15 protein-coding genes are annotated in these 16851 nt (G+C 65.4%); 4 read left to right on the forward strand and 11 right to left on the reverse strand.

The genetic code is table 11. The features are described 5' to 3' along the window. Positions 1–13 precede the first annotated feature (13 nt). Both K0O64_RS01650 and pe read left to right on the forward strand, forming a co-directional pair. On the forward strand, positions 14–2992 hold the full coding sequence (locus tag K0O64_RS01650) for an MMPL/RND family transporter (RefSeq protein ID WP_096309615.1): 2979 nt from the start codon (positions 14–16) through the stop codon (positions 2990–2992). After that, positions 2989–4104, forward strand: coding sequence for an acyltransferase PE (gene pe, locus K0O64_RS01655; protein ID WP_071948059.1), 1116 nt, complete (start codon positions 2989–2991; stop codon positions 4102–4104). Before K0O64_RS01650 ends, pe begins: the two co-directional genes overlap by 4 nt. Positions 4105–4106: 2 nt before the next feature. Here the strand turns inward: pe and K0O64_RS01660 are convergent, their stop codons facing one another. Beyond that, positions 4107–4745: a GAP family protein gene (locus K0O64_RS01660; protein WP_096309616.1), complete on the reverse strand. Its 639-nt coding sequence runs from the start codon at positions 4743–4745 to the stop codon at positions 4107–4109. An 11-nt stretch (positions 4746–4756) separates the two neighbouring features. Continuing rightward, on the reverse strand, positions 4757–6466 hold the full coding sequence (locus K0O64_RS01665; protein WP_071948057.1) for an AMP-binding protein: 1710 nt from the start codon (positions 6464–6466) through the stop codon (positions 4757–4759). Between the two features lie 118 nt (positions 6467–6584). On the opposite strand from K0O64_RS01665, the gene K0O64_RS01670 reads away from it, so the two are divergent. Further along, positions 6585–7067, forward strand: a complete 483-nt coding sequence (locus tag K0O64_RS01670) for a flavin reductase family protein (RefSeq protein WP_071948056.1) — start codon at positions 6585–6587, stop codon at positions 7065–7067. Positions 7068–7090: 23 nt separating this feature from the next. Here K0O64_RS01670 and K0O64_RS01675 read toward each other — a convergent pair whose 3' ends face one another. The 5 genes from K0O64_RS01675 to K0O64_RS01695 all read right to left on the reverse strand — a co-directional run bounded on the left by K0O64_RS01675 (position 7091) and on the right by K0O64_RS01695 (position 11280). Next, complete coding sequence (locus K0O64_RS01675) at positions 7091–7246, reverse strand: hypothetical protein (RefSeq protein WP_096309617.1); 156 nt, start codon at positions 7244–7246, stop codon at positions 7091–7093. A 114-nt stretch (positions 7247–7360) separates the two neighbouring features. Beyond that, on the reverse strand, positions 7361–8113 hold the full coding sequence (locus K0O64_RS01680; protein ID WP_071948055.1) for a succinate dehydrogenase/fumarate reductase iron-sulfur subunit: 753 nt from the start codon (positions 8111–8113) through the stop codon (positions 7361–7363). A 2-nt stretch (positions 8114–8115) separates the two neighbouring features. Continuing rightward, positions 8116–10041 carry a fumarate reductase/succinate dehydrogenase flavoprotein subunit gene (locus K0O64_RS01685; RefSeq protein ID WP_071948054.1) on the reverse strand — a complete coding sequence of 642 codons (1926 nt, stop codon included), beginning with the start codon at positions 10039–10041 and terminating at the stop codon, positions 8116–8118. Between the two features lie 37 nt (positions 10042–10078). After that, the gene (gene sdhC / locus K0O64_RS01690; protein ID WP_071948053.1) at positions 10079–10915 is read right to left on the reverse strand and encodes a succinate dehydrogenase subunit SdhC; all 837 of its coding nucleotides are present in this window, start codon (positions 10913–10915) and stop codon (positions 10079–10081) included. A 68-nt stretch (positions 10916–10983) separates the two neighbouring features. Continuing rightward, positions 10984–11280: an Rv0250c family protein gene (locus K0O64_RS01695; protein WP_071950153.1), complete on the reverse strand. Its 297-nt coding sequence runs from the start codon at positions 11278–11280 to the stop codon at positions 10984–10986. 157 nt (positions 11281–11437) lie between these two features. On the opposite strand from K0O64_RS01695, the gene K0O64_RS01700 reads away from it, so the two are divergent. Next, a complete protein-coding gene (locus K0O64_RS01700) occupies positions 11438–12199 on the forward strand; it encodes an isocitrate lyase/PEP mutase family protein (protein WP_096309618.1) in 762 nt (253 codons plus the stop codon). A 76-nt stretch (positions 12200–12275) separates the two neighbouring features. On the opposite strand, the gene K0O64_RS01705 is transcribed toward K0O64_RS01700, so the two are convergent. The 4 genes from K0O64_RS01705 to K0O64_RS01720 all read right to left on the reverse strand — a co-directional run bounded on the left by K0O64_RS01705 (position 12276) and on the right by K0O64_RS01720 (position 16843). After that, positions 12276–15179: an MMPL/RND family transporter gene (locus K0O64_RS01705; RefSeq protein ID WP_071948052.1), complete on the reverse strand. Its 2904-nt coding sequence runs from the start codon at positions 15177–15179 to the stop codon at positions 12276–12278. Then, a complete protein-coding gene (locus K0O64_RS01710) occupies positions 15176–15616 on the reverse strand; it encodes an MmpS family transport accessory protein (protein WP_071948051.1) in 441 nt (146 codons plus the stop codon). The genes K0O64_RS01705 and K0O64_RS01710 overlap by 4 nt, the downstream gene beginning before the upstream one ends. A 14-nt stretch (positions 15617–15630) precedes the next feature. Beyond that, positions 15631–16116, reverse strand: a complete 486-nt coding sequence (locus tag K0O64_RS01715; protein ID WP_071948050.1) for a MarR family winged helix-turn-helix transcriptional regulator — start codon at positions 16114–16116, stop codon at positions 15631–15633. 175 nt (positions 16117–16291) lie between these two features. Beyond that, positions 16292–16843 (reverse strand): GNAT family N-acetyltransferase, encoded by a 552-nt coding sequence (locus K0O64_RS01720; RefSeq protein ID WP_096309620.1) that lies wholly within the window; start codon positions 16841–16843, stop codon positions 16292–16294. Between the last annotated feature and the right edge of the window lie 8 nt (positions 16844–16851).

The raw sequence follows: 16851 nt of genomic DNA on the forward strand, positions 1-16851 counted from the left end.
GTGTGAGGAAATTGTGCGACGGCTGACCGATTTTGTGGTGCGGTGGCCCTGGGCTGTAATCGGAGTCTGGGTTGCCTTGGCGGTCGCGTTGCCGCTGACCTTCCCGAGCCTGAACGAGATGGCTCAGAAACATCCGTTGTCGATGCTGCCGGGCGACGCCCCGTCCAGCGTGGCGGCGCGACAGATGACCGAGGCGTTCAAGGAGCCGGGCGGCGACGACCTGTTGCTAGTGGTGCTGACCGACGAGCGCGGTTTGAATCCCACCCACGAAGCGACCTACCGCAAGCTGGTGACCGCGCTGCGCGACGATCAGCACGACGTCGTGATGCTGCAGGACTTCGTCGAAACACCGGCTCTGCGTTCGTTTTTGACGAGTAAGGACGGCAAGTCCTGGGTGGTGCCGGTCGGGCTCGCCGGCGCATTGGGGACACCGCAGTCCTACGACGCCTACACACGGGTGTCCAATATCGTCAAACAGACCACGGCGGGCAGTCCGCTGGAGGTGCATCTGACCGGTCCGGCGGCCACCGTCGCCGACCTCACCGTGGCCGGCCAACGCGACCGATTGCCGATCGAGATCGCGATCGGTGTCCTGGTGCTGCTCGTGCTGCTGATCGTGTACCGCAATCCGATCACCATGCTGCTGCCGCTGATCGGCATCGGAATCTCTTTGGTGATAGCGCAATCCGTGGTCGCGGGTTTGTCGCACACCACCGGTCTGGGAGTCTCCAACCAGGCCATCATCCTGCTCAGCGCGATCATCGCCGGTGCCGGAACCGATTACGCCGTCTTCCTGATCAGCCGCTACCACGACTACATGCGTCGCGGCGAAGACTCCGACGGGGCGGTGCGGCAGGCATTGACGTCGGTGGGCAAGGTGATCACCGCATCCGCGGCCACCATCGGAATCACGTTCCTGGGCATCAGCTTCGCCAAAATGGGCGTGTTCTCCACCGTCGGCGTCTCATCCGCGGTCGGCGTCGGGGTGTCATTCCTCGCCGCGATCACGTTGTTGCCCGCGATCATCGTCCTGGCCGGGCCACGTGGCTGGATCACGCCGCGACGCGAGCTGACCGCGCTGTGGTGGCGACGGTCAGGTATCCGCATCGTGCGTAGGCCGCGCGTCCATCTCGTTGCCAGCGTGCTGATCCTGATCCTGCTCGCCAGCTGTGTCGGGTTGGCGCATTACAACTACGACGACCGCAAGGCGGTCTCGCCGTCGGACCCCAGCTCGGTGGGATATACCGCGCTGGAGCGGCATTTCGACCTCAACCAGTCCATCCCCTCCTACGTGCTGGTCCGCTCACCGCGCGATCTGCGCAATCCGCAGGCGCTGGCCGACCTCGAGCAGATGGCCGAGCGCATCAGCCAGGTGCCGAACATCGCGATGGTCAGCGGTATCACCCGGCCATTGGGCGAAGTGCCGCAAGAGTTTCGCGCCACGTATCAGGCGGGTCTGGTCGGTGATCGGTTGGGCACCGGCTCACAGATGATCGCCGAGAACATGGGGAGCCTCGACCGGCTGGCCGGTGGCGCCAACACACTGGCGAACAACCTCGGCGACGTGCGCGGCCAGGTCGGGCAGATCACCTCCAGCGTGCAGAGCGTGGTCGACGCGTTCGGCTCCATCAAGGGCCAGTACGGCGGCGACAAGCTGGTGAAGAACGTCGAAGTCGCGGCCAAGCTCGTCAACGCGGTGAACCGGCTCGGCAATTCGATGGGCGTGAGCTTCACCGCAGCCAGGGACATGTTCGCCTGGGTGGGTCCGGTCCTGGTCGCGCTGCACGGCAATGCCGTCTGCGACCTGGATCCGTCCTGCGCCGAGACCCGTGGCCATTTCCAGGCCTTGGTCGACGCCCGCAACGACGGCACCCTCGATGAAATCAATTCCCTGGCAACACAATTGCAGTCGATGCAGGATAAGCAGTCGCTCAACGCGACGCTGAATCAGCTCAACGACGCGTTCAGCAGGCTGACGAAGCTGATGAAGCAGATGGGCTTCGACTCACCCGGCGGCGCCCAGGCGGGCACCGCCAAGCTTCGTCAAGGTGCCGACCGCGCCGCCAGCGGCAGCCGGGACGTGGCCAACGGGGTCGACCTGGTGGTCGACCAGATCAAGCTCATGCGAACTGGTCTCGACCAGGCCGCCTCGTTCCTGCTGTCGATGAAACAGAACGCGGCGTCTCCGGCGATGGCCGGATTCAACATTCCGCCCGAGGTGCTCGAGCTGCCCGACTTCAAGATGGCGTCGAAGATGTTCATCTCGCCCGACGGGCATTCGGTGCGGTATCTGGTGCTGACCAAGCTCGACCCGTTCAGCGCGGCCGCGATGGACCAGGTCAACGCCATCAGTGATGCCGCCCGCAGCGCGCAGCCGAACACCTATCTGGCGGACGCCACGATCTCGATGGGCGGCTATCCCGCCGCGCTGCGCGACACCCGCGACTACTACCAGAAGGACATCCGCTTCATCATCGCGATCACGATGATGGTGGTGCTGCTGACGTTGATGTTGTTGCTGCGGGCGATCATCGCTCCGCTGTATCTGGTTGGTTCCGTGGTGCTTTCGTACTTCGCGGCACTCGGCATCGGTGTCCTGGTCTTCCAGTATCTGCTTCATCAACAACTGCACTGGACGGTGCCGCCGCTCGCGTTCGTCGTGCTGGTCGCCGTTGGTGCCGACTACAACCTGCTGTTCGCTTCGCGATTGCGGGACGAGTCCGGGGACAGCACGCGATACGGCGTCATCCGGACGCTGTCGTCGACCGGCGGTGTGATCACCGCGGCCGGCTTGATTTTCGCGGCGTCGATGTGGGGGCTGCTGTTCTCCAGCATCGGTACCGTGGTCCAGGGCGGGTTCGTCATCGGTGCCGGAATCCTGCTGGACACCTTCCTGGTACGGACGGTGACCGTGCCCGCCATGGCTACGCTGGTCGGAAAGGCGAACTGGTGGCCGTCGAGATCGAGCTCGCAGGGGAGCGTTGAGGCATGAAGAAGCTACTCGCTGCAGCGGCGACGGTGATCACGGTGTGCGCCACCGGCGGAATCGCCGGCGCCGATCAGCCGACTCCCGACCATCCCAACGGGGACGGTCCGCCGATCGGCACCCCGGGGCGGGGTTACGCCCTCGGCGGTGCCCACGTGCTGGGCATCCCGTACGACGAGTACATCCGCCGCACGGGCGCCGATTGGTTCCCCGGGCTGGACCGGCAGATCGTCGACTACCCCGCCGGGCAGGTTCAGGGCCACGTCCTGGATCGCCTGTTCCCCGGCATCGGCAAGCTCGAAGCGAACTTCCCCGGGCTGGGTATCGACGGCCCGAGTGTCGGCGAATCCGTCGACGAGGGCGAGGGCAACGTCATCCGGGCGATCCAGGCCGGCGGTCCCGGCACCGCGATCGGACTGTCTGAAGGCGCGATGGTGCTCAATGCCGTGCAGAACCGGCTCGCCACCGATCCGAACGCGCCGCCGCCGGATCAGCTGTCCTTCGCCACCTACGGCGATCCCATCTCGCCGCACGCCTTCGGGTCGGGCTTCCTGGCCCAGAACTTCCCGGTCGGCAGTGTCGTCCCGGCGCTCGACTACCGAATCCCGCCGCAGGTCGACAGCCAGTACGACTCCTACCGGTTCGTCTCGGCCTACGACAGCATCGCGGACTGGCCGGACCGGCAAGACAATTGGATGGCGCTCGCCAACGCGGTCGTCGGACTGGCAACCGGCCACACCGCGGTGGCGTTCACCAACCCGAGCATGGTTCCGCCGCAGAACATCCGTACCGAAATCAACTCCCGGGGCGCGAAGACCACCACGTACATGATCCCCGAGCAGCACCTGCCGTTGGTGTTGCCGTTCCGGTACGCGGGCGTGGACGAAGGCACGCTGAACAAGTTGGACGCGGTGCTCAAACCCATGGTGGATTCCGGGTATTCGCGCAACGACGATCCGCTGACCGCGCCGATCGAGGTCGACCCGGTGAACGGGTATGACCCGGCGGCTGTCACCGCGCCGGCTACTCAGGCCGCGTTCGGCGGCGGCACCGATCCGCTGTCGCAGTTGCTCGCCGGCGCGCAGTACGTGCTGAACCACGGTCCGAGCGCGCACTGAGCTCAGACGCCGAGCAGACCCGCCGCCAGTAGTACGACACCGACGACTGCCAGCAGCACCGCGACCTCGCGGCGGCGCCGCGCGCGGACCCAGCCGTGCAGACTAGTCATCGCGTCATGCGTGCGCTGAGGGGCCACCAGATAGGCCAGCAGCGGAATCTCAACCAGGGCGAACGCGACGACATTGAATGCCAGCAGAGCCCCGAACCGCACCGCGTAATCGACTGTGCCCGCGGCGATCACAGCCAGCGCCGCCAGGTAGTCCACCGACGGCAGCGCGATACCGAGACCGGCGACGCCGGCGACCCACAGCGACGGACCGTCGAGTAGACGGCTCAACCACGGCGGCACCGTCCGGTCGCGTCGGCCCTTGGTCAGCGCCAGGACGATGGCGGCCGCCAGCGCCAACGCGCCGATCACGATCTGCACTCTCGGCAGGGTGAAATGCGCCGAGGCCGGTATGTGCGATTCCAGCGCGAACAGCACCACCGCGCCCACCGTCAAACCCATCAGGAAGCCGCCGCCGAGGAACGCCGCCAGCTGCAGGTGCGGGCGCGGACGATTCAGCATCACCACTGACATCCCGATGCGAAACGGCTCCAGACTGACGGCCGCAGCCATCACCAGCAGGGTGAACCACATCAGCTGATCAGCTACGCGTCCAACCGCACGAACTGTCCCTGCCGATACTGTTCAACGCAGGCGGCCCGGCGGATCTTGCCGCTGGTGGTGGTCGGCATCGACCCGGGCTCCACCAGCACGATGTCGGCCACCTGCAGGCCGTGGGCGCGTGAAATAGCCGCCACCACATCGCTTTTCACCGCTTCAAGGTCGGCGTCCTCACGCTTCTTGAGCTCGACGATGGTGACCAGCTTTTCGGTCTCCTCGTCGGCGACCGCGATCGCCGCCACGCGGCCACCGGTGATTTTTTGGACCGTCGCCTCGATGTCATCAGAGTAGTGATTGCGGCCGCGGACGATCAGCATGTCCTTGATCCGGCCCACGATGAACAGGTCGCCCTCGGAGATGAAACCCTGATCACCGGTGCGCAGCCACCCGGTGTCGGGGACGTTCGCCGGCGGGTTGATCAGTACAGCGCCGAACGCGGAGCCGGTCTGTTCGGGTTTGCGCCAGTAGCCGCCCGCGACGTTCTCACCGTGCGTCCAGATCTCGCCGACGGTGCCGTCCGGGCAGGGCTGGCCGGTCTCGGCATCGACGATCCGCACGAGCGGCGACGGCGGCAGCTGATACCGCAACAGCTGTGTGCCACCGGGTTTGCGAATCGCGTTGCCCTGCGTCAACTCCTCGGCGTCAAACTCGACCACCTCGGGGGCACGGTTCGCACCGCCGCTGGCGACGTACACCGTCGCCTCGGCCAGCCCATAGGACGGTGCCAGCATCTCGGGTCGAAAACCGTTGGGCGCCAAGCGTTCGTTGAACCGCACGAGGGTCTCGGGATGGATACGTTCGGCGCCGTTGATGATGCCGATGACCCGGCTGAGGTCCAGTCCCGAGAGTTCTTCGTCGGTGGCCCGCCGCGCGGTCAGGTCGAACGCGAAGTTCGGAGCGCCCGACCACGCCGACTGTTGCCGGGCCATGGTCTGTAGCCAGCGCGCCGGACGGCTCAGGAATGCGATCGGGCTCATCAGGTCGGCCGGGTGCCCGCTGAGGATGGGCGCCGCGATCCCGAGCATCAGACCCATGTCGTGGTAGAACGGCAGCCACGAAACCAGGCTCGCGCCGGGCGGGAACTTGCCGCCGTGGTGGGCGAGGTATTCGGCCATCAGTTGCTCGAAGTTCGCGACCAGGTTGCGGTGCGAGATCATCACGCCGGCCGGGAGACGGGTCGATCCCGACGTGTACTGCAGATAGGCGATATCCGGCCCGTCGGGTACCTCGGCGGTGTCGGCGCCGGGCGCATCGAGATCGAGGGTGTCGACGGCAATCGTGGCGATCACCGCGGCGCCGTCGTCCACATATTGCGCGGCCACCTCGAACACCGCGGAGGTGGTCAGCACCACCGTCGGCGTCGTGTCGGTCACCACCGCGCTGACCCGCTCGTCGTGCGAGCCCGGCACCGGGACCGACAGCGGGACCGCGATGAAGCCGGCCTGCATGGCCCCCAGGAACGCGACGATGTAGGCCAGGCCCTGCGGCGCGATGATCAGCGCCCGGTCGCCCGGGACGCCCTGCTGGCTGATCTCCTGCGCGACGTTGAGGGTGCGACGGTACAGCTGAGACCAGGTCAGCGTCTCGGCGACGCCGTTCCAATCCCGGTCGTAGTCGGTGAACGTGAACGCCACGTCGTCTGGCGTCGCGTCAGCGCGTTCGCGCAGCACGGACAGGATGGAGACGTTCGGCACTTCCCAAGGCTACTCAAACGTTCATGTGAGCTGTGCCCCGCCCTAGCAGTCTCATTTGACCTCTGGCCGGGACTTATTGTGGCCGCATCCGGTCGCTGCGTGGGAAGATGGACGCGTTATGAGCAACGCAGAGCTGAGCCCCGCCTCGCTGCGTGAGGCGTTCGGCCATTTCCCGTCCGGTGTCATTGCGATCGCCGCGGAAGTCGACGGTGTCCGGGTCGGCCTGGCCGCCAGCACCTTCGTTCCGGTGTCGCTGGATCCGCCGCTGGTCTCGTTCTGTGTGCAGAACAATTCCGAGACGTGGCCCAAGCTCAAGGACCTGCCGTCCCTGGGTATCAGCCTGCTCGGCGAATCGCACGATGTTGCTGCCCGGACCCTGGCAGCCAAGACCGGCGACCGGTTCGCCGGGCTGGAGACGCACTCGCATTCCAGCGGTGCTGTGTTCGTGCACGGCACCAGCGTGTGGCTGCAGAGCTCGATCGACCAGTTGGTGCCGGCCGGTGACCACACCATCGTCGTCCTGCGGGTCCACGAGATCACCGTGCACGACGTACCGCCGATCGTCTTCCACCGCAGCACATTTCGCAGACTGGGCGCTTAGCCCAGCCTGCACGCGGCACCGGCTCAGGGCTTCTCGGCGAGTTCGTCGCGGTAGGCGGCGACGCGTTGCTCGAGTTCGGCCGCATCCTCGGGCCGGCCCTCCTTACGGGCCAACTCGGCGCGGGCGGACAGCTCGCGGATCGCGGTGCGGATGTCGTTGACGCTGTGGACAGTCCCCATGTGTTCGAGGCTACTCAGATCCCGCCAATTGGAAACCTACAGTGGCGAGCAGACGTAAACGCCCCCGAACACGTGGCGTGTCGGGGGCGTTTACGTCTGCTCGCGCAGAGGCTGCTACTTGCGGCGGAACAGCTTGTTGCCCAACCACACGACCGGGTCGTACTTCTTGTCGGCCACGCGCTCCTTCATCGGGATCAACGCGTTGTCAGTGATCTTGATGTGCTCGGGGCAGACCTCGGTGCAGCACTTGGTGATGTTGCAGAAGCCGAGGCCGTTTTCTTCCTGGGCCATATCGCGACGGTCGAGGGTATCCAGCGGATGCATCGACAGCTCAGCCTGGCGCATCAGGTAGCGCGGGCCTGCGAAGGACTTCTTGTTCTCCTCGTGGTCACGATTGACGTGGCACACGTTCTGGCACAGGAAGCACTCGATGCACTTGCGGAACTCCTGGCTGCGGTTCACGTCCTCCTGCTGCATCCGGTACTCGCCGGGCTGCAGATCCTTCGGGGGAGTGAACGACGGGATCTCGCGCGCCTTCTCGTAGTTGAAGGACACGTCGGTGACCAGGTCGCGCATCACGGGGAACGTGCGCAGCGGGGTGATCGTGACGACCTCGTCCTCGCCGAACGTCGACATCCGGGTCATGCACATCAGCCGCGGCCTGCCGTTGATCTCGGCCGAACACGAACCGCACTTGCCGGCCTTGCAGTTCCACCGCACCGCGAGGTCACCGGCTTGGGTGGCCTGCAGCCGGTGGACGATGTCCAGCACGACCTCGCCCTCGTTGACCTCGACCGTGTAGTCCTGCAGGTCGCCGCCGTCTTCGTCGCCGCGCCAGACCCGCAGTTTCGCGTTGTAGGCAGCCATTCTCAGCCCTTCCGATCCGGGTGCTCGGCCAGTTGATCGTCGGTGTAGTACTTCTCGAGTTCGGACAGCTCAAACGTGGCCAGCAGGTCGGGCCGCATCACGGGCTGCTGCTCCGGCGTCACCTCGACGTCGGGCACGACGGCGGCGACGCCGTCGGCGGCAGGGTTGGCGACCCGGCACACCAGCAGCTTGTTGCGCCACCCGGCGTCCATCTTCGGGAAGTCGTCGCGGGTGTGTCCGCCGCGGCTTTCGGTGCGGGCCAACGCAGCCTTGGCCACACACTCACTGACCAGCAGCATGTTGCGCAGGTCGATGGCCAGGTGCCAGCCCGGGTTGAAGATCCGTCCGCCCTCGACGACGACGTTGGCATAACGCGCCTTGAACTCGTCGATCTTGGCCAGGGCTTCCTGGAGCTCGCCCTCCTTGCGGATGATGCCCGCGAGGTCGTTCATCGTCTGCTGCAGTTCGGCGTGCAGGGTGTAGGGGTTCTCGGCGTTGGCCTTGGGTTCGAACGGCGACAGCGCCAGCTGGGTCGCCTCCTCGACCGCCGTATCCGAGACCGCCGGACGCTGGGACAGCCCGCGGACGTAGTCGGATGCACCGAGCCCGGCGCGGCGGCCGAACACCAGCAGGTCGGACAGCGAGTTGCCGCCGAGCCGGTTCGAACCGTGCATACCGCCGGAGCACTCTCCCGCGGCGAACAGGCCGGGGGTGGAGCCGGCACCGGTGTCGGGATCGACCTCGATACCGCCCATCACGTAGTGACAGGTTGGACCGACTTCCATCATGTCCTTGGTGATGTCGACCTCGGCCAGCTCGATGAACTGGTGGTACATCGACGGCAGCCGGCGCTTGATCTCCTCGGCCGGCATGCGGGACGCGATGTCGAGGTAGACGCCGCCGTGCGGAGTACCGCGGCCGGCCTTGACCTCATCGTTGATAGCGCGGGCGACCTCGTCGCGGGGAAGCAGGTCAGGGGTGCGGCGCGCGGAGTCGTTGTCCTTGAGCCACTGATCGGCTTCTTCCTCGGTTTCGGCGTACTGCCCCTTGAACACGTCGGGGATGTAGTCGAACATGAAGCGCTTGCCCTCGGAGTTCTTCAGAACTCCGCCGTCACCGCGGACACCCTCGGTGACCAGGATGCCCTTCACCGACAGCGGCCAGACCATGCCGGTCGGGTGGAACTGAATGAACTCCATGTTGATCAGGCCGGTACCCGCGCGCAGGGCGAGCGCATGCCCGTCGCCGGTGTACTCCCAGGAGTTCGACGACACCTTGAAGGACTTGCCGATGCCGCCGGTGGCCAGCACCACGGCCGGCGCCTCGAAGAGGATGAACTTGCCGGTCTCGCGCCAGTAGCCGAAGGCTCCGGCGATCGCGTCGCCGTCCTTGATCAGGTCGGTGATCGCGCACTCGTGGAAGACCTTGATCCGGGCCTCGTAGTCGCCGAGTTCCTTCTTGTCCTCCTGCTGCAGCGAGACGATCTTCTGCTGCAGGGTGCGAATGATCTCCAGCCCGGTGCGGTCACCGACGTGCGCCAGGCGCGGGTAGGTGTGGCCACCGAAGTTGCGCTGGCTGATCTTGCCGTCTTTGGTGCGGTCGAACAGCGCGCCGTAGGTCTCCAGCTCCCACACCCGGTCGGGGGCTTCCTGCGCATGCAGTTCGGCCATCCGCCAGTTGTTGAGGAACTTGCCGCCGCGCATGGTGTCACCGAAGTGCACCTGCCAGCTGTCCTTGGTGTTGACGTTGCGCATCGCTGCCGCGCAACCACCCTCGGCCATCACCGTGTGCGCCTTACCGAACAGCGACTTGGTGACCACGGCGACCTTCAGACCCCGTTCCCGGGCTTCGATCACCGCGCGTAGGCCCGCGCCGCCGGCACCGATCACGACAACGTCGTAGGAATGCCGTTCGACTTCCACCGTCATTTGACCTCGCTCAAGCTATGGTTTTTCAAAGTTCTTGTCAGCCAACGAATCTCAGGTCAGAGATGGTGCCACTGGCCACCAGCATGACGTAGAAGTCGGTGAGCATCAGGGTGCCGAGCGTGATCCAGGCGTAGAGCTTGTGCCGGGTGTTCAGCTTGCTGACCTGGGTCCAGATCCAGTAGCGCACCGGATGCTTGGAGAAGTGCTTCAGCCGGCCGCCGGTGACGTGCCGGCAGGAGTGGCAAGAGATCGTGTAGACCCACAGCATCACGACGTTGCCGACCAAGATGATGTTGCCCAACCCGAATCCGAAGCCGCCGGGGCCGTTGTCGGAGTGGAAGGCGACGATCGCGTCGTAGGTGTTGATGATCGAGATGATGCCGGCGATGTAGAAGAAGTACCGGTGGGTGTTCTGGATGATCAACGGAAAGCGGGTCTCGCCAGTGTATTTCGCGTGCGGCTCGGCCACGGCGCAGGCGGTGGGGGACTGCCACACCGAGCGGTAGTAGGCGCCGCGGTAGTAGTAGCAGGTCAGCCGGAACAGCAGCAGGAACGGCAGCGACAGGAACGCGTACGGCAGCAGCGACAGCGGCCCCGTCGCGGGCAGGATCTGCGGCCAGAAGTCGCTTGCCTCACCGCAAGCCTTACTCAGGCACGGCGAGTAGAACGGCGTCAGGTAGTGGTACTGCGGGACGAAGAAGTAGTCCCGCTGGAACGCGCGCACCGTCGCGTAGATGACGAAGGCCGCGAACCCGAGGTCCGTCCAAATCGGCGCCTTGAGCCAATTGTCGGTCCGCAGTGTGCGTTGCGGTATCTGGGCACGACCGGGTGAGAAGACGCCGGTCTTAGGGCGATTAGTCGCAGGTGCGCTCATCTACTGTGATCCCCTTCGCATGAACTCATCGGAGGGTACCCAGATCACGGCACCCGGTTAAATTCGGGTCAGTGACGGTGGTGGCCGCCAACGCCCTCGTCATCGACGTCGCGCCAGAAGGCGGAGTCGTAAGGAGTGTCGGGAATTCCGATCTTCTCTCCGGATACCGCGGCCGTTTGCTGGGTTAGGGCAAGCTCATTGGCGTCGATATCGAGAAGCTCCACGTCATTGAGGATGCGCTCGGCGTCATTGACGATTCGACGCATTGCCGGGGTGTCGGCGTAGCGGCTCTTCAACGAGGTCACGCAACGCCGCAATCCACCGATCAAATGGTGAAGTTCGGCCAATTCTGTGGTGGTGGACAACGGGACCTCCCTGGGGCTGAAGGTGTCATGGATCACAGTACGACACCCGATGCTAGCCACATTTGGATCTCAACGTGAGACAGGTCACGTCGGAAATGCCATTGCGGCAGTCGCGTTGCACAACCCAGGATCGACTCATCTAGCGAAAGGGGACCTGGTGTCCGATAAGAGCCGTCTCGCCCGCCATGCCGAAGCACTGCTGGCTCTACATCAGCCGGGGAACCCGGTGGTGTTGCCGACGGTCTGGGACGCCTGGTCGGCGAACCTTGCGGTGGCGGCCGGGTTCGCCGCGCTCACCGTCGGCAGCCATCCGATGGCCGACTCCGTCGGCAAGCCCGACGGCGAGGGCATGAGCTTCGACGACGTCGTCGCCCGCGTCAGCCAGATCACGGCCGCCGTGGACGTGCCGGTGTCGGTGGACATCGAATCCGGTTACGCGCAGCCGGCCGAGCGCCTCATCGATTGCCTGCTGAGCGCCGGGGCGGTGGGCCTCAACATCGAGGACACCGTGCACAGCGAGGGCAAGCGGCTGCGCTCGTCGGCCGAGCATGCGGAGTTGGTCGGCGCGCTGCGTGCGGCTGCCGACAGCGCCGGCGTGCATGTGGTCGTCAACGCCCGCACCGACCTGTTTCTGCGCAACGACGGCGACGACGCCGACCGGGTCGACCGGGCGATCGCCAGGCTCAGCGAGGCGGCGTCCGCCGGAGCCGACGTGCTCTACCCGGTGGGCCGCCACGAGCCGGAAACGATGCGCCGCTTGACCTCTGAGCTGCCGCTGCCCGTCAACGCGATCGCGATCCCGGAGTCAGACGACCCGGCGTCGTTCGGCCCGCTCGGTGTCGGGCGAATCAGCTTCGGGCCGTTCTGGCAGCGCGCGTTGAGCGTGCGCGCCAACGAGATCCTGGACCGCTGGCGCTAGCGCTTGATGCCGAGCCTGTAGTTACCGTGCGAGTTACTCGAACTTTTGCGCGGTAACTACAGCATCGGCGAGGTTACTAGGCCTGCGCGGGCAGTGCTGCGGTGTCCACGTCGTCGCCGGATCGCCGCCGCGGCTGCGGGGGCAGGAAGTGGTAGTCGCCGCGGGGGTAGACCACCTGCGGCCACCAGAACCACCGGCCGAGCATCGTCGCGATCGAGGGCATCAGCAGCGACCGCACGATGAAGGTGTCGATCAGCAGACCGATCGCGATCGTCGACCCCATCTGGGCCAGCACGACCAGCTTGCTGAACATCATCCCGGCCATCGTGGCGGCGAACACCAGGCCCGCCGACGTCACCACACCGCCGGTACCGGCCATCGAGCGGATGATGCCCGTCTTCAGTCCGGCGTGGATCTCGTCCTTGAACCGGGACACCAAGAGCAGGTTGTAGTCCGAACCGACCGCCAGCAGGATGATGACCGACATCAGCATGACCAGCCACTGCACCTGAATCCCGAACAGGTCCTGCCACAGCAGCACCGAGATCCCGAACGACGCGGCGATCGAGCTGCCGGCCGTGCCGACGATCACCAGTGCGGCGACGACGCTTCGGGTCAGGATCAGCATGATCATGAAGATCAGCGTCAGCGACGACACCACGGCGATCAGCAGGTCGTACCGCGCGCCGTCGGACATGTCCTTGTAGGTCGCCGCGACGCCGCCGAGATGGATCTTGGCGTTGGACAGTGACGACATCTTCAGCGCCTCTTGCGCGGCCTTGCGCTCGGAGTCGACGCGGGCGATTCCGTCCACCGTCGCGGGGTCACCCTCGTGGGTGATGAACATCCGGGTGGACTTGCCGTCCGGCGAGAGGAACATCTTCAGACCGCGCTGAAAGTCCGGGTTCTGGAAGGCCTCCGGCGGCAGGAAGAACAGGTCGTCATTCTTGGCCTGGTCGAAGCTCTCGCCCATCGCCAGCGCGGTGTCGTTGGTTGCCTGCATCTGGTCGAGCAGGGCCTTCTGCGAGTTGTACGACGCCAGTGCCAGGTCCCGGCTGACTTTCATCGACGCGATCGTCTGCGGCAGTAGCGCCGTCAGCTGCGGAGCGATGGTCGCCAGCTGATCGGTATTGCCTTGCACCCCTTGGGTTTTGTCGGTGACCTCATCGATCCCGTCGAGGGAGTCGAACAGCGACCGAGCCGCGGCGCACAGCGGAATGTCGTAGCAGTGCGGTTCCCAGTAGAAGTAGTTGCGCATCGGCCGGAACTGGTCGTCGAAGTTCGCGATGTTGTCGCGCAACTGCTTCGTCGTCTCCAACAGATCCTGCGATCGGGCCGCCGAGTCCTGGGTGAGCTGCGTCTGCTTGAGCGACAGCTGGTACTGCTTCTCCAGGATGTCGATCGAAACGTTCATCGAATCAACCGTTTTCAGCTGGTTGTCCAGCTGGTCGCGCTGGAACGGCAGGTTCATATTGCTGGTCTGGCCCTGCACGCTCGTCTGGAACGGAATCGAACTGTGCTGGATCGGGATGCCCAGGGGCCGGGTGATGCTCTGCACCATCGCAATGCCCTCGGTGTGCATGACATTGCTGGCGATCTTGTTGAGCACCAGCATGTCCGCAGGGTTACGCATGTCATGGTCGGCTTCGACCATCAGGATGTCGGGATTCATCCGGGCCTGGGTGAAGTGCCGGTCGGCGGCGGCGAAGCCTTGGTTGACCGGAGCCTCCGTGGGCAGGTAGTAGCGGTCGTTGTAGGCCGGCTTGTAGCCGGGGATCGCCACGATGCCGATCAGCACCACGAACAGGCTGGCCACGAAAATCGGTGCGGGCCAACGGACCACCGCGGTGCCGACCCGCCGCCAGAAGCGGCTCTGCGGGGGGCGCTTCGACTCGTACAGACCCACGCGGCTGCCGAGGAAGAGCACGGCCGGGCCGAGCGTGACGGCGATCGCGACGATCACCAGCATGCCGATCGCGACGGGTGCGCCCATGGTGGTGAAGTAGGGCAGGCGGGCGAACGACAGGCAGTACGTCGCCCCCGCGATCGTCAGCCCGGATCCCACGATGACGGGCGCGACGGACTTGAAGGTCGCGTAGTAGGACTCGTCCCGGTCCAGTCCCATGCCGCGGTCTTCGCGATATCGGCCGAAGATGAAGATGCCGTAGTCGGTGGCGGCCGCGATCGCCAGCATCGTGAGGATGTTGCCTGCGAACGTCGTCAGTCCAAAGGCGCCGTGCAGAGCCAGGATTGACACCACGCCACGGGCGGTCAGCAGCGCCAGGAACGTCAGGAACAGCTGGATCAGCGTGGTTCGGATCGATCGGTAGACGATGAGCAGCATGCCCGCGATCGCGGCAAGGGTGATCAGGGTGATCATCGCGAGGCTGGCGTTGCCGATGACGTGCAGGTCATCGGTGAGTGCTGCCGGGCCGGCGACGTAGGCCTGCACGCCGGGCGGCGCCGGCGTTTCCTTGATGACCTTGCGGACCGCATCCACGCCTTCGTTGGCCAGCGTCTGACCCTGTTCACCGGCGAGGTTCAGCATCACGTACGACGCTTTGCCGTCGGCGCTTTGGGCACCGGCGGCCGTCAGCGTGTCGCCCCAGAAGTCCTGGATGTGCTGGATGTGCTCGGGGTCTTGCTCCAGCTTGCGGATGATCTCGTCGTAGTACTGATGCGCGTCCGGGCCGAGCGGCTTCTGGCCCTCCACCACGATCATGATCGTGCTGTTGGAGTTGAACTCTTGGAAGTTGGCCCCCATCAACTTCATCGCCTTCATCGAGGGGGCGTCCTCGGGTGCCATTGGCGCCGAGTGCATCTCGCCGACGACCTCGAGCTGGGGTGCGACCACGTTGACCAGAACGGCCATCGCGATCCAGAACAGGACAATCGGCAGCGCGAGGATGCGCAACAGGTGCGGGACGACCGGCCGCTTCGGCTTGCTCACGGGGTCGGGCGCGGTGACGGTGTGGGTCATGCTGACTTCACCAGGCAGTAGGTCTGGGCGTTGATGCCATCAGCCGATTGCTCCTCGCGGACGGTTCCGTTCACAGTGACGCGGCATCCAATCTGATCGCCGTCGGTCTGCGCCATGAGGCTGGCGCTGACAGCCGGCAAGGTTGTCGACAAGGTGACCGACCACGGCAGCGGTGCGGTGATCGTGTGCACTTTCGCTTCCGGATCGAAATAGCTGATCTGGGCGGTGGTTCCGGGTGCGCCATAGACGTCGTAGACCATGACCTTGGGGTTGAACTGCACGATCTCGATACCCGCACCGGCGCCAGAATTGAGATCCTGGGACGCGAACATCCTGTGCAGGCGGGAAACGACCAGGCCTGACACCGCCAGGACGACGATGAGAATCAACGGGATCCAGATGCGTTTCAGCACGCGGCCAACCGGAATAGCTTTCACCCGAACACCTTCCGTCAGTTCGGCCGCGGTGCGGCCGGCTCCGCCTCACAGTCGGCATTGGCGACGAGCCGGCCGATGAGTGGCAACGCCACTCGCGCCGACAGCCACAACGCCGACTGCTCTTCGGCGGTCAACGTTGTCATCAACGCCGCCAGGCGTTCCCGGCGCAACCGCTTGCGATCGTCAAGCAACGCCTGGCCCGCCTCGGTGATTCCGACCAGGCACGCGCGGCCGTCGTCGGGGTCCGGTAGGCGCGTCACCAGCCCCGCACGTTCCAGCCGTTGAACCAACTGCGTCATGGACGGCTGGCTGACGCCTTCCCTACTGGCAAGGGTGGTCAGACGTACCGTCCCTTCGCGATACACCCGGTTCATCGTGAAGGCCGCGGACGCGCTCAGATCGGCACGGTCGCTCAGAAACCGGATCGTCAGGTCCATGGCCTGGTCCAGGGCATCGCCTACGCAGTCGCTGACGTCTTGGTTCGTCAGCTGTTTTCCCACCGGGTATCTATATCACGGGGGCTATGTAGCGGCAAGCGACAGACCCACCCCGTTGGCCTCACAGTCACCTCCCAGCTTTGCTGACCCGGTGCTGGGACGATGCACTCAGCGCGGCTAGCCGTGCGGGCGCGACTCGTAGCGGTCAGTTATATGCCGTCTACTGTCTATCGCGGACTTACCACACGTCTCCGTCGCGCCAGTCGCAGGCCAGCTCCGCCGTGGCGTCGACCTCGATGTTGACGGGCAACACGAAGATCGAGCCGTCATCGTCCGGCGTGCGGGTCATTCCGGTCGGCGCCAGCACTGACGTGGGTCCCTGCCACTGCAGCCAGCCGCGAGGACGGTAGATCGTCTCGCCGAGCGGGGTCGAACTGAGCGCACCGATCTGGTAGCCGCCGCGGATCACCTGTTCGACCGCGTCGAGCACGGCGTGGGCCAGTCCCTGTCTGCGCCAGTCCTCGCTGACCGCTACGGCCTCGACATAGCCACAGCGCAAGGCGCTTCCGCGATAGAGCAGTCGCCGCTGAACCACGGCCGCGTGGGCGATCAGCGCGCCGCGGTGCGAGATGATCGCGTGCATCCCGCCCAGTGCGTGTTCCCAGTCCGTGTCGGTGAATTCGGCCGGACCGCCGAACGCGTCGGTGAGCATCTGCCGCGCGTTATGGCGCGTCTCGTCATCCAGGTCGCTGGTATGGATCAACCGGGCGGTGTGGACCTGCGTGTGCACACCCTCAG

The organism is Mycolicibacterium pallens, assembly GCF_019456675.1.
GTDB lineage: Bacteria > Actinomycetota > Actinomycetes > Mycobacteriales > Mycobacteriaceae > Mycobacterium > Mycobacterium crocinum.